This is a genomic window from Streptomyces sp. NRRL S-118 (assembly GCF_000716335.1).
Classification (GTDB): Bacteria; Actinomycetota; Actinomycetes; order Streptomycetales; family Streptomycetaceae; genus Streptomyces.
The window spans coordinates 100,210-113,518 of sequence record NZ_KL591011.1 but is presented as its reverse complement, the minus strand read 5'-3'; the positions used below and the strand labels follow the sequence as shown (position 1 = coordinate 113,518).

Here is a 13,309-nt window from a genome sequence, read left to right as displayed (position 1 = left end):
GGGGCATGATGGAGTCCGTGCCCCAGCCCAGCTCCCTCCGCCGCACCCCCGTGCAGCAGCGCAGCGCCGAGCGCCTGGCCCGGATCCTCGACGCGTGCGCCGAACTCCTCGACGAGACCGGCTACGAAGACCTGAGCACCCGGGCCGTCGCCGTCCGCGCCGGCGTCCCGATCGGGTCCGTCTACCGCTTCTTCTCCAACAAGCGCGCGATGGCCGCCGCGCTCGCCCACCGCAACCTGGACCGTTACGCCGAGCGCGTCGCCGCCCGCCTCGCCGCGCTGCCCCGCCCGGGCGCGTACGCGGCCATCGACGCCGTGCTGGACGAGTACCTCGCCATGAAGCGGACCGTGCCCGGTTTCGGGCTCGTCGACTTCGGGGTGCCGGCGCCCGCGGGAAGCCCGGGGGAACCCGGGGCTTCGGACGGCCCCGAGGCGTCCGAGGGGCCTGAGAACCCCGGGGTGTCCGACGGACCCGGTGGTCGCGGTGGACCCGGTGGCCCCGGTGTCTCTGTGGCGGGTGAGACCCCCGGGGCCTCGGAGCCCGCCGACCCGTTCCCCGGTCACCCGGGCGAGCGGCATCCCAACCACCGCGTCGCCGACCGCCTCTGCGAGCTGCTCGCCACGCACCTCGGGCGCACCCCCGACACGGCGCTGCGCCGCAAGGTGCTCGTCGGCGTCGAGGCGACCGACGCGCTCCTCCAGCTCGCCTTCCGCACGCACCCCTCGGGCGACCCCGCACTGGTCGCCGAGACCCGGGCCCTGCTCCACGCCTACCTCGCCCCCGTCCTCGCCTGACGCCCGTCCGGCGGCCCCACCTGCAGGCCGCACCACCCGCACCACGGGCGGTGGCGACACCGAACCCCGCGCAGGGCATCGCCAGCATGCCTACCGGTCGGTATGCTCGCCGGTATTCGTGCGCCCACCGCCGCTGCCGCCGTCCCGGGAGGCCCCATGCCCACCGCCCTGCGCATCTGCCCGCTCTGCGAAGCCACCTGCGGGCTGACCCTCACCCTCGACGGCACCCGCGTCACCGGCGCCCGCGGCGACCGGGACGACGTGTTCAGCCAGGGCTTCATCTGCCCCAAGGGAGCCGCGTTCGGCGAGGTCGACGCCGATCCCGACCGGCTCCGCACCCCCCTCGTCCGCAAGGACGGCGAGCTGCGGGAAGCGACCTGGGACGAGGCGTTCGACACCATCGCCCGCCGGCTGCCGCCGCTCCTCGGGCAGTACGGTCCGAACGCCCTCGGCGTCGTCCTCGGCAACCCGAACGTGCACACCATGGCCGGCGCCCTCTACCCGCCCGTGCTCCTCGGCGCCCTGCGCACCCGCAACCTCTTCACCGCATCCACGCTCGACCAGATGCCCAAGCACGTCTCCAGCGGGCTGCTCTTCGGCGACCCGTTCGCCATCCCCGTCCCCGACCTGGACCGCACGGCCCATCTGCTGATGCTCGGCGCCAACCCGCTGGAGTCCAACGGCAGTCTGTGCACCGCCCCCGACTTCCCCGGCAGGATCAAGGCCCTGCGCAAACGCGGCGGCACCCTCACCGTCGTCGACCCGCGCCGCACCCGTACGGCCCGCCTCGCCGACCGGCACGTGGCCATCCGGCCCGGTACCGACGCGCTGCTGCTGGCCGCCCTCGCCACCACCATCCTCACGGAGGGCCTCAGCGACCCCGGGACGCTCGCCGGCCATGTCGAGGGCCTCGCGGACGTCGAGGAGGCACTGCGGGAGTTCACCCCCGAGGCCGTGGCCGACGCCTGCGACGTGGACGCCGGCACCATCCGCACCCTCGCGCGCGAGCTGGCCGCGGCGCCCTCGGCCGCCGTGTACGGGCGCATCGGCGGCAGCACGGTCGTCCACGGCACCCTCACCAACTGGCTCGTCGACGTCCTCAACGTGCTCACCGGGAACCTCGACCGGCCCGGCGGGGCGCTCTTCCCGCTCTCCGCCACCGCCCCCGCACCGCGACCCCCCGGCCCCGGCAAGGGCTTCGCGCTGGGCCGCTGGGCCAGCCGGGTCTCCGGACACCCCGAGGCCAAGGGCGAACTGCCCCTGGCCGCCCTCGCCGAGGAGATCGAGACACCCGGCGACGGCCGCATCCGCGCGCTCGTCGCCATCGCCGCCAACCCGGTCCTCTCCGCGCCGGACGGCGACCGCCTCGACCGGGCGCTGGCCGGGCTCGACTTCATGGTGAGCGTCGATCCGTACCTCAACGAGACCTCCCGTCACGCGGACGTGGTCCTGCCCCCGCCGCCGCCCTCCCAGAGCGCCCACTTCGACTTCGCGTTCAACGGCTTCGCCGTCCGCAACCAGGTCCGCTACACGCCCGCGGCCGTCCCCCTCGAGCCCGGGCGCATGGACGAGTGCGAGATCCACGCCCGGCTGATCCTGGCCGCCACCGGCATGCACGGCGCCGACCCGGACACCGTCGACGCCATGGTCATCGGACGCACCCTGGCCAAGGCCGTCACCGAACCCCACTCACCCGCGTACGGCCAGGACCCCGAGGAGTACGCCGCCGGACTCGGCGGGCGCAGCGGCCCGGAGCGCCGCCTGGACATGATGCTGCGCCTCGGCCCGTACGGCCTGACGCTCGACCGGCTCCTCGCGCACCCCCACGGGATCGACCTCGGCCCGTTGCAGCCCCGCATCCCGCACGTCCTCAAGACCCGCAGCGGGCGCATCGAGCTGCTTCCGGAACCGGTCGCCGCCGACCTGCCGCGGCTGCGCCGCACGCTGGACGACGCCGGCACCGACAACCTCGTCCTGGTGGGCCGCCGCCATCTGCGGTCCAACAACAGCTGGCTGCACAACATCCCCGCCCTCAACGGCGGGACCAACACCTGCACGCTCCAGGTCCACCCCGAGGACGCCGCCCGGCTCGGCCTGGCCGACGGCGCCCCGGCCCGGATCAAGGCCGACGGCGGGGAGCTGGAGGTACCGGTGGAGGTCACCGACGCGGTGCGCAGGGGAGTGGTCAGCCTCCCGCACGGCTGGGGGCACGACCGGCCCGGCACGCGCATGGCGGTCGCCGCCGGGCGGCCCGGCGTCAACGTCAACCAGCTCCTCGACGGGTCACGGCTCGACCCGCTCTCGGGCACCGCCGTGCTCAACGGCTTCCCCGTCGACGTGTCACCGGTCCCGGCGACCCGGCCATGACCTGGGGTTTTGCTCGTATTGCTCACGCGTCGACATCTTGCTGACGGCTGAACGAGGCACCTAACGTCATCCGGGCCGCCGCTCCCCCCGGTGGAGTTCAAGGGTGAACGTTAGGTGTCCTCCATGCTGACAATCCTCGGCTTCGCCATGATCGCGACCTTCCTGGTCCTGATCATGATGAAGAAGATGTCGCCGATCGCGGCGCTCGTCCTCATCCCCGCCCTCTTCTGCGTCGCCGTCGGGCACGGCGCACAGCTCGGCGACTACGTCATCGAAGGCGTCGGCAACCTCGCGCCCACCGCCGCGATGCTGATGTTCGCCATCGTCTACTTCGGCGTGATGATCGACGTCGGGCTGTTCGACCCGATCGTCCGGGGCGTCCTGCGCTTCTGCAAGGCCGACCCGATGCGGGTCGTGGTCGGTACGGCCGTGCTGGCGGCGATCGTGTCGCTCGACGGCGACGGCTCCACCACCTTCATGATCACCGTCTCGGCGATGTACCCGCTCTACAAGCGCCTGAAGATGAGCCTGGTGGTGATGACGGGCATCGCCGCCACCGCCAACGGCGTCATGAACACCCTCCCCTGGGGCGGCCCCACCGCCCGCGCCGCCACCGCGCTGAAGCTGGACGCCGGAGACATCTTCGTCCCGATGATCCCCGCCCTCGGTGCCGGTCTCCTCTTCGTCCTCGCCCTCGCGTACGTGCTCGGCCGGCGCGAGCGCAAGCGGCTCGGCCACCTCACCCTGGACGAGGTCATGGAGCCGCAGCCGGAGACCGTGCTGGTCGCAGCGGGTGCGAGCACGGGGACCGGCACGGACACCGGGGCGGACGCCGTCACGGGCGGCGGTGCCGCCGGCGGGCCGCAGGCCGACGACGGCCACGAGGGCTTCCAGGGGCTCGACCCGGACCGGCCGACCCTGCGCCCCCGGCTGTACTGGTTCAACGCGGCCCTCACGGTGGCCCTCCTCGCCGCAATGATCATGGAGCTGCTGCCGATCCCGGTGCTCTTCCTGATCGGCGCGGCCCTCGCCCTGACGGTCAACTTCCCGCACATGCCGGACCAGAAGGCCCGTATCGCCGCCCACGCCGACAACGTCCTCAACGTCTCCGGCATGGTCTTCGCCGCCGCCGTCTTCACCGGAGTGCTGACCGGCACGGGCATGGTCGAGCACATGGCCGACTGGCTCGTGGGGGCCGTCCCCGAGGCCATGGGCCCGCACATGGCGCTCGTCACCGGCCTGCTGAGCCTGCCGCTGACGTACTTCATGTCCAACGACGGCTTCTACTTCGGGGTCCTGCCGGTCCTCGCCGAGGCCGGGGCCGCGCACGGGGTGTCCCCGCTGGAGATCGCCCGCGCCTCGCTGGTCGGCCAGGCGCTGCACATGTCCAGCCCGCTGGTGCCGGCCGTGTACGTCCTCGTCGGCATGGCGAAGGTCGAGTTCGGCGACCACACCCGCTTCACCGTGAAGTGGGCCGCGCTCACCTCGCTGGTGGTGCTCGGCGCCGGGATACTCCTCGGGATCATCTGAGGTGAGCCGGGGCCGGCTGCTGCGCCTCGTCATCGCCTTCGGCTTCGCGCAGGGGGCGGTGTCGATGGCGCGGCCCGCCGTTTCGTACCGGGCCCTCTCCCTCGGGGCCGACGAACGGGCGATCGGCGTCATCGCGGGCGTGTACGCGCTGCTGCCGCTGTTCGCCGCCGTACCGCTGGGCCGCAGGACCGACCGCGGCAGCTCCTACGCGGAGACGCGCCTGTTCTTCGGTACCGAACGCCCCGCCGGTGGCCCGGACGTCACCGACAAGCGGTTCATGGCCTTCGTCGACCGCGAGGTCGCACCGCGCTTCCCCGAGGGCCTCACCGTCCAGGACGGGCGCGGACAGTGGCGCGACGCGAGCGGCACGATCCGGCGCGAGCGCTCCTACGAGCTGGTCCTGCTCCACCCCGCCAGCGAGGCGAAGGCCCGCGACCCGCACATCGAGCGGATCAGGAGCGCCTACGAGCGCGCCTTCGGCCAGGAGTCCGTACTACGGCTGGACGAGCGGACCCGGGCCGACTTCTGATGTGATGCGGTCGGTCCCACAGCCTCTGGTGGAGAAAAACTATCGCCGCTAGTTTGGGCTGTGGACGACCGTGGAGCCAGGCCCGAAGGAGAGAAGCGGATGAAGGCGCACGACGGCATGTACATCGGCGGCGCATGGGTGCCCGCCGCCGGCGACGCCGGCACCATCGAGGTGGTGAACCCGGCGGACGAGCAGTTCATCGGTCATGTCCCGGCCGGTACGGCCGAGGACGTGGACGCCGCCGTCCGGGCCGCCCGCGCGGCCTTCCCGGCCTGGGCCGCCACGCCGCCCGCCGAGCGCGCGGCCCGGATCGCCGCGCTGCGCGACGCACTGGCGGCGCGCAAGGACGAGATCGCCGGCACGGTCACGGCGGAGCTCGGCGCCCCGCCGGCGCTGGCGCAGAACGTGCACGTGGGCCTGCCCATCGCGGTCGCCGGGACGTACGCCGACCTGGCCGCCTCGTACGCCTTCGAGGAGAAGGTCGGCAACTCCACGGTCCTGCTCGAACCGGTCGGTGTCGTCGGCGCCATCACGCCGTGGAACTACCCGCTGCACCAGATCGTCGCCAAGGTGGCGCCCGCCCTGGCGGCCGGCTGCACGGTCGTCCTCAAGCCCGCCGAGGACACCCCGCTGACCGCGCAGCTCTTCGCCGAGGCCGCGCACGACGCCGGGCTGCCCGCCGGGGTGTTCAACCTGGTGACGGGTCTCGGCCCGGTGGCCGGCCAGGCGCTCGCCGAGCACGACGGCGTGGACCTCGTGTCCTTCACCGGCTCGACGGCCGTCGGCCGGAAGATCGGCGCCATCGCCGGCGCCGCGGTCAAGCGGGTCGCGCTGGAGCTCGGCGGCAAGTCCGCCAACGTCATCCTGCCGAGCGCCGACCTCGCCAAGGCCGTGAACGTCGGCATCGCCAACGTCATGTCCAACTCCGGCCAGACGTGCAGCGCCTGGACCCGGATGCTGGTCCACCGCGACCGCTACGACGAGGCCGTCGCCCTCGCGGCGCAGGCCGTCGAGAAGTACGTCCCCGGCGAGCGCGTCGGCCCGCTCGTCAACGCCAAGCAGCAGGAGCGCGTGCGCGGTTACATCGAGCAGGGTGTCGCCGAAGGCGCGCGGATCGTCGCCGGCGGCCCGGACGTGCCCCTCGACAAGGGGTTCTACGTCCGGCCGACCGTCTTCGCGGACGTCACCCCGGGCATGGCCATCGCCCAGGAGGAGATCTTCGGCCCCGTCGTGTCGATCCTGCGGTACGAGGACGAGGAGGACGCCCTGCGCATCGCCAACGGCACGGTGTACGGCCTGGCCGGCGCGGTGTGGGCCGGCGACGAAGCGGAGGCCGTCGCCTTCGCCCGGCGCATGGAGACGGGCCAGGTCGACATCAACGGCGGCCGGTTCAACCCGCTGGCGCCGTTCGGCGGTTACAAGCAGTCGGGCGTCGGGCGCGAGCTCGGGGCGCACGGCCTCACCGAGTACCTCCAGACGAAGTCCCTCCAGTTCTGAGGCGGTTCTCCGCCGGCCCGGCCGTCCCGGGCCGGCGGAGCCCGGCCCGCCCGCCGGGCCTGCCCCACCGAGCCGCCGTCCCGGGCCGCCCTGCCGAGCCCGTCCTGCCGAGCCGAGAAGGAAACCGATCGTGGTCCGCGCCGCCGTCCTGCCCGCCGTAGGTGCTCCGCTGGAGATCACCGGCATCGAACTGCCCGAGCCCGGCCCCGGCCAGGTGAGAGTCCGTCTCGCCGCCGCCGGTGTCTGCCACTCCGACCTGTCCCTGTCCAACGGCACCATGAGGGTGCCCGTGCCCGCCGTCCTCGGCCATGAGGGCGCCGGCACCGTCGTCGCCGTCGGCGAGGGCGTGACGCACGTCGCCGCCGGCGACGGTGTCGTCCTCAACTGGGCGCCGTCCTGCGGCTCCTGCCACCCCTGCTCGCTCGGCGAGGTGTGGCTGTGCGCCGACGCCCTCACCGGCGCGGGCAACATCCACGCCGTCACCGAGGACGGCACGGAACTCCACCCCGGCCTCAACGTCGCCGCGTTCGCCGAGGAGACCGTCGTCGCCGCCAACTGCGTGCTGCCCGTCCCGGACGGCGTCCCGCTCACCGACGCCGCGCTGCTGGGCTGCGCCGTCCTCACGGGCTGGGGCGCCGTGCACCACTCCGCCCGCGTCCGGGCGGGCGAGTCGGTCGTGGTGTTCGGCGTGGGCGGGGTGGGCCTGGCCACCCTCCAGGCGGCCCGGATCGCGGGCGCCGGGACCGTGATCGCCGTCGACGTGTCGCCCGCGAAGGAGGAGCTGGCGCGTCGGGCCGGCGCCACCGAGTACGTCGTCGCGTCCGACACCACCGCCAAGGAGATCCGCCGGCTCACCGGGGGGCACGGCGCCGACGTGGCCGTCGAGTGCGTCGGCCGCGCCGCCACCATCCGTACCGCCTGGGAGTCCACCCGGCGGGGCGGCCGCACCACCGTCGTCGGCATCGGCGGCAAGGACCAGCAGGTCACCTTCAACGCCCTGGAGATCTTCCACTGGGGCCGCACCCTCTCCGGCTGCGTCTACGGCAATTCCAACCCCGCCGAGGACCTGCCCGTCCTCGCCGGGCACATCAGGGCCGGCCGACTGGACCTCGGAGCCCTGGTGACCGAGCGCATCGCGCTGGACGGCATCCCCGGCGCCTTCGAAAACATGATCGCGGGCAAGGGCGGCCGCGCCCTGGTCGTCTTCCAGGGGCGAGACACCCCCTGACCCTCTGACCTCCTGACCCCGCGCACCCCGGCCGCAGTTCGCGTCCGGGGTGCTCGTGCTGCCCGCACGCCGGGCCGCGTCCGGCGCCTGGCCCGCGCCGACGCGCGTGGGCTCCGTGCCGACACGCCGTGCCGCCGCGCCGCGCCGAGGTGTCATGCCGAGGCGGAAACGTTTCCGTCCGACCCGTTGACCGACATACCAGCCGGTCGGTACGGTCCCCGTCCATCAAGGCGCCGCCCCCCCGTTCACCGTCCCCCCGCTCGTCCTCGCACCCTTCGGAGCGTGCACCGCATGGACACGGCACCCTCTTCCGCTCCCGCCTCCCCCGCACCCACCGACCGCCGCCGCCGGAAAGTGGCGCTCGCCGCCGCGCTCGCCTCGGCCGTCGAGTGGTACGACTACTTCGTCTTCGGCATCGCCGCCGCCCTCGTGCTCGGCGATCTCTACTTCCCGGCCGGCAGCTCGTCGGCCGGGGTCCTCGCCGCCTTCGCCACCTTCGCCGTCGGCTTCCTCGCACGCCCCGTGGGCGGCGTCATCGCCGGCCAGCTCGGCGACCGCCGCGGCCGCAAGCCCATGCTGGTCCTGGCCCTCACCCTCATGGGCATCGCCACCCTCGGCATCGGCCTGCTCCCCACGTACGCGACGATCGGCATCGCCGCCCCGCTGCTGCTCGTCCTCCTGCGCGTCCTGCAGGGCATCGCCGTCGGAGCCCAGTGGGGCGGGGCCATGCTGATGGCCACGGAGTACGCCCCCGAGGGCAAGCGCGGCCTGTACGGCAGCCTCGTCCAGCTCGGCGTACCGATCGGCGTGGTCACCGCCAACACCGTCTTCCTGCTGGCCGGTGCGTTCACCAGCGACGCCGCGTTCGCCGCGTGGGGCTGGCGGGTGCCCTTCCTGGTCGGCTTCCTGGTACTCGGCCTCGCCTGGTACATCCACACCCGCGTGGAGGAGACCCCCGCCTTCCAGGAGGCGGAGCGGGCCCTGGCCGAGCAGGAGAAGAGCGAGCCCCGCTCCCCGCTGCGGACGATCCTGCGCCATCACCTGGGCACCGTGCTGCTGGCGGGCGGCTCGTTCGCGGTCAACACCGCGACCTTCTACATCATCATCACCGGCGTGCTGGACTACGCCACCCGGGAACTGGACATGAAGCGCAGCGCGGTCCTCGCCGTGTCCCTGTGCGTGAGCCTCACCCAGCTCGTGCTGATACCGGCCGCGGCGGCCCTGTCCGACCGCATCGGACGACTGCGCATCTACGCGCTGGGCGCGGTCGGACTGCTCGTGTGGGCGGTGCCGATGTTCCTGCTCATCGACACCGCCTCGCTGCTGTGGCTCGCCGTCGGCACCTTCGTCACGAGCTGCTTCCTCAGCATCATGTACGGACCGCAGGCGGCGCTGTTCGCCGAACTGTTCACGGCGGAGATGCGCTACACCGGAGCCTCGCTCGGCTACCAGATCGCCGCGGTGCTGGGCGGCGGCCTGGCTCCCTTCGTGATGGTGCTGCTCCTGGAGGCCACCGGCACGTCGATGGCCGTCTCCGCCTACATCGTCGTTCTCGCCGTCGTCGCCCTGATCTCCATCAGGATCCTTGCTCGACGGGCGGCCTCCCGCTGACGGCGTCCGCGCTCCCGGCCCCGGTCCGCACCGGCGGCCGGGAGCGCGACACCGCCACCCCCGCCAGGCACAGGGCGCCGCCGGCCAGTGTCAGCAGGCCCGGCAGCTCATCGAGGAACAACCACGACATCAGCACCACCAGCGCGGGCACCGCGTACGTCGTGGCCCCCATCCGTCCCGCCGTCGTACGGGCCAGGGCGTACGCCCACGTCGTGAACGCCAGCGCCGTCGGGAAGACGCCGAGGTACACCATGGTGAGCGTCGCCGGCAGCGGTGCGCGGCCCGCCTCGTGCACCAGCTGCCCGGCGAACGGCAGGCACAGCACCGTGCCGACCAGGCACCCGAACGCCGTCACCTGGAGCGCGCTCGCGTGCGCGAGCGCGGGCTTCTGGCCCACGACACCCGCGGCGTACCCGGCCGCCGCCAGCAGGCACAGCAGCACTCCCAGCACCGACGTGCGGCCCTCGCCGCCCGCGCTCGACATCGACACACCCACCGCGACGGCGCCCGCGAACGACACCGCCATCCCCGCCAGCAGGCGCGGCGGCAGCGCCTCGCCCAGCACCCGGGCGCCGAGCAGCGCGACCAGGACGGGCCCGACGTTCACGATCATCGCGGCGGTACCCGCGTCGACCTCCTGCTCGCCCCAGTTGAGCACCACCATGTAGACGCCGAACCAGAGCAGACCGGACACCGCGATGCCGGGCCACGCCGCCCGCGCCGGCAGGCCTTCTCCGCGCAGCAGCAGGACGCAGCCCAGGGCGAGGGAGCCGGCCAGCAACCGGCCCAGGGCGAGCGCGCCGGGGGAGTAGGCACTGCCGGCGCTGCGGATCGCCACGAAGGCGGAGGCCCACAGCACGACGGAGACTCGGCCGCGACGAGGGGGAGGAACCGGGGAGGGGAGGAGGTCATGTGCCGACCGTAAGGGCGGGACGGTTCGGCGATCACCGCAAGGTCGCCGGCTCGATGCCGAGCAGCGCGTGCAGCTCCCGTTCCCCGTCCGCCGTCACCTTCACGGCGCGCTCGGAGCCGATCCGTACGCACCAGCCCTCGGCCAGCGCGTGCCGGCACAGGGCGGCCCCCGCGGCCCCGGCGAGGTGCGGCTTCCGCTCGGTCCAGTCCAGGCAGCCGCGGGCCACCGGCCGCCGCCCCGACCGGGGCGCGAGCTCGATGCCCAGCGCGCCGAACCAGCCCACGCCGTCGTCCGTGAGCGCGAACCCGGTGTCCTGCCGCAGCAGTCCGCGGAGGGTCATCGCCTCCGTGATGAGGATCCCGAGTCTCCCGGCGAGATGGTCGTAGCAGGTGCGCCCGCGCGCCATGGCGCTGCCCGCGCTCGCCGCTCGCAGCGACCGCGGCGGCTCGCCGGCCCGCCCCGGGGCGGCGTGGGCGGCCAGGTCCTCCACGAGGTGGGCGACCCGCTCGTCGGCCAGCCGGACGTACCGGTGGCGGCCCTGCCGCTCCTCCGCCAGCACGCCGCCCGCCACGAGCCGCCCCAGGTGCTCGCTCGCCGTGGACGCCGCCACGCGCGAGTGGCGGGCCAGTTCACCCGCCGTCCAGGCCCGCCCGTCGAGCAGCGCCAGGCAGAAGGCGGCACGGGTTTCGTCGGCGAACAGCGCGGCCAGCGCGGCGAGGTCTCGGGGAGCCATGCCCCCAGGATGGCGCACCCGCTGTTCGGCACGGGCCGAACCGTGGTCGCCGCCGGGTGCGCCCGGACGGAGCCCGTACGGCGTTCCGCGTCCCCGGCCGCCGGCGCCGTCAGGGGGTCTCGCCGATCACGCCGGGCCGGCGGCTCCTAGGGCCAGGACCCGTCCGACGAGGGCTGCCTCGCCGCCCATGCACCCCGTACCCCCGTCTCGTACTGCATCGCCAGTCCGTCCAGGAGGGCCCGCAGTCCCGTCTCGAAGGCGCCCTCGTCGACCTCCTCCTGGCGCTCGGCCAGCAGGTGGGCCTGGCCCAGGTGGGGGTAGTCCGCCGGGTCGTAGGCCGCCTCGTCGTCGACGAAGCCGCGCGCGAACGATCCGAGCGCCGAACCGGTGATGAAGTAGCGCATCAGCGCGCCGATGCGGGTGGCCTGGGCCGGGGGCCAGCCGGCGCGGACCATCGCGCCGAAGACCGCGTCGGCGACGCGCAGGCCCGCCGGGCGGCGGCCGGGGCCGCGGGCGAGGACCGGGACGACGTTGGGGTGTTCGGTCAGCGCGGCCCGGTACGAGAGGGCCCAGTCGTGCAGCGCCGTACGCCAGTCGCGGCCGTCGCCCTCGTCGAACATCGACAGGTCGACCTGGGCGCTCACCGAGTCGGCGACCGCGTCCAGGATCTCGTCCTTGGTGCGGAAGTGGTTGTAGAGGGAGGGTCCGCTGACGCCCAGCTCGGCGGCGAGACGGCGCGTCGAGACCGCCTCCAGTCCTTCCGCGTCCACGAGCGCCGCCGCCGTGGTGACGATGCGGTCTCGGCTGAGGAGGGGCTTGCGCGGTCGGGCCATGCGGCACATAGTAGGGCCTGCCGAAAAGAAACTAGCAGTGATAGTTAAAGGGTGGGTGCCGCACCATGAACCTGGAGCTGAGCGAGGAGCAGACGGCCGTACGGCAGCTCGCCGAGGACTTCGTCCGGCGTGAGATCGCCCCGCACGTCGTCGACTGGGACCGCGCCGAGAGCGTCGACAGGTCGATCGTGAAGAAGCTCGGCGAGGTCGGCTTCCTCGGTCTGACCATCCCCGAGGAGTACGGCGGCTCCGGCGGCGACCACCTCGCGTACTGCCTGGTCACCGAGGAGCTGGGGCGGGGCGACTCGTCGGTGCGCGGCATCGTCTCCGTCTCGCTCGGCCTTGTCACCAAGACCGTCGCCGCCTGGGGCAGCGAGGAGCAGAAGCGCCGCTGGCTGCCCCGGCTCACCGCCGGCGACGCCCTCGGCTGTTTCGGCCTCACCGAGCCCGGCACCGGCTCGGACGCCGGGAACCTCACCACGCGTGCGGTGCGCGACGGCGACGACTACGTGATCAACGGCACCAAGATGTTCATCACCAACGGCACCTGGGCCGATGTGGTGCTCCTCTTCGCGCGCACCGGCGACGCGCCGGGCCACCGCGGTGTCTCCGCCTTCCTGGTGCCCACCGGTACGCCGGGTCTGACGCGCCGCGCCATCCACGGCAAGCTCGGCCTGCGCGGCCAGGCCACCGCCGAACTGGTCCTGGAGGACGTCCGGGTGCCCGCCTCCGCCCTCCTGGGCCCGGAGGGCAAGGGTTTCTCCATCGCCATGTCCGCGCTCGCCAAGGGCCGCATGTCGGTCGCCGCGGGGTGCGTCGGCATCGCGCAGGCCGCGCTGGACGCGGCCGTGCGGTACGCGGGCGAGCGCGAGCAGTTCGGCAAGCCGATCGCCTCGTACCAGCTCGTCCAGGAACTGATCAGCGACATATCCGTCGACGTGGACGCGGCGCGGCTGCTGACGTGGCGCGTCGCCGACCTCATCGACCGCGGCGAGGAGTTCGCCACGGCCGCCTCCACGGCGAAGCTGTACGCCTCCGAGGCTGCCGTGCGCGCCGCGAACAACGCGCTCCAGGTCTTCGGCGGGTACGGCTACATCGACGAGTACCCGGTCGGCAAACTGCTGCGCGACGCGCGCGTGATGACCCTCTACGAAGGCACCAGCCAGATCCAGAAGCTCATCATCGGCCGCGCGCTGACGGGTGTCTCCGCGTTCTGAGCCGGTCCGGGCCAGGTCCGAGCCAGGTCTGAGTACGTGTCTGAGTACCGGGACGGG

General features: G+C 73.5%; 11 protein-coding genes. 8 read left to right on the top strand and 3 right to left on the bottom strand.

The genetic code is table 11. From position 1 onward, the window contains the following. The first annotated feature begins 8 nt into the window (after nt 1-8). The 7 genes from IH00_RS0120195 (at nt 9) to IH00_RS0120165 (ending at nt 9,556) form a co-directional block, all read left to right on the top strand. Nucleotides 9-794 (top strand): TetR/AcrR family transcriptional regulator, encoded by a 786-nt coding sequence (locus IH00_RS0120195; protein ID WP_031075540.1) that lies wholly within the window; start codon nt 9-11, stop codon nt 792-794. Nucleotides 795-950: 156 nt separating this feature from the next. Further along, nucleotides 951-3,161 carry a molybdopterin oxidoreductase family protein gene (locus IH00_RS0120190; protein ID WP_031075539.1) on the top strand — a complete coding sequence of 737 codons (2,211 nt, stop codon included), beginning with the start codon at nt 951-953 and terminating at the stop codon, nt 3,159-3,161. Nucleotides 3,162-3,284: 123 nt separating this feature from the next. Continuing rightward, on the top strand, nt 3,285-4,691 hold the full coding sequence (locus tag IH00_RS0120185; protein ID WP_031075536.1) for a CitMHS family transporter: 1,407 nt from the start codon (nt 3,285-3,287) through the stop codon (nt 4,689-4,691). 1 nt (nt 4,692) lies between these two features. Next, on the top strand, nt 4,693-5,220 hold the full coding sequence (locus IH00_RS0120180) for a DUF3574 domain-containing protein (RefSeq protein ID WP_234334900.1): 528 nt from the start codon (nt 4,693-4,695) through the stop codon (nt 5,218-5,220). 99 nt (nt 5,221-5,319) lie between these two features. Beyond that, the gene (locus IH00_RS0120175) at nt 5,320-6,717 is read left to right on the top strand and encodes an aldehyde dehydrogenase family protein (protein WP_031075533.1); all 1,398 of its coding nucleotides are present in this window, start codon (nt 5,320-5,322) and stop codon (nt 6,715-6,717) included. 130 nt (nt 6,718-6,847) lie between these two features. Then, a complete protein-coding gene (locus IH00_RS0120170) occupies nt 6,848-7,945 on the top strand; it encodes a zinc-binding dehydrogenase (RefSeq protein ID WP_031075531.1) in 1,098 nt (365 codons plus the stop codon). A 291-nt stretch (nt 7,946-8,236) separates the two neighbouring features. Beyond that, on the top strand, nt 8,237-9,556 hold the full coding sequence (locus IH00_RS0120165) for an MFS transporter (protein ID WP_031075529.1): 1,320 nt from the start codon (nt 8,237-8,239) through the stop codon (nt 9,554-9,556). On the opposite strand, the gene IH00_RS0120160 is transcribed toward IH00_RS0120165, so the two are convergent. The 3 genes from IH00_RS0120160 to IH00_RS0120150 form a co-directional block, all read right to left on the bottom strand. Beyond that, nucleotides 9,522-10,415 carry a DMT family transporter gene (locus IH00_RS0120160; RefSeq protein WP_078887857.1) on the bottom strand — a complete coding sequence of 298 codons (894 nt, stop codon included), beginning with the start codon at nt 10,413-10,415 and terminating at the stop codon, nt 9,522-9,524. The genes IH00_RS0120165 and IH00_RS0120160 overlap by 35 nt on opposite strands. Nucleotides 10,416-10,500: 85 nt before the next feature. After that, entirely contained in the window at nt 10,501-11,202 is a 702-nt protein-coding gene (locus tag IH00_RS0120155; RefSeq protein ID WP_031075526.1) for an ArsR/SmtB family transcription factor, read from the bottom strand. Nucleotides 11,203-11,348: 146 nt separating this feature from the next. Further along, nucleotides 11,349-12,035 (bottom strand): TetR/AcrR family transcriptional regulator, encoded by a 687-nt coding sequence (locus tag IH00_RS0120150; RefSeq protein WP_039947233.1) that lies wholly within the window; start codon nt 12,033-12,035, stop codon nt 11,349-11,351. A 65-nt stretch (nt 12,036-12,100) separates the two neighbouring features. Here IH00_RS0120150 and IH00_RS0120145 point away from each other — a divergent pair, with 65 nt between their 5' ends. Next, a complete protein-coding gene (locus tag IH00_RS0120145) occupies nt 12,101-13,252 on the top strand; it encodes an acyl-CoA dehydrogenase family protein (RefSeq protein ID WP_031075521.1) in 1,152 nt (383 codons plus the stop codon). Nucleotides 13,253-13,309: the final 57 nt, after the last annotated feature.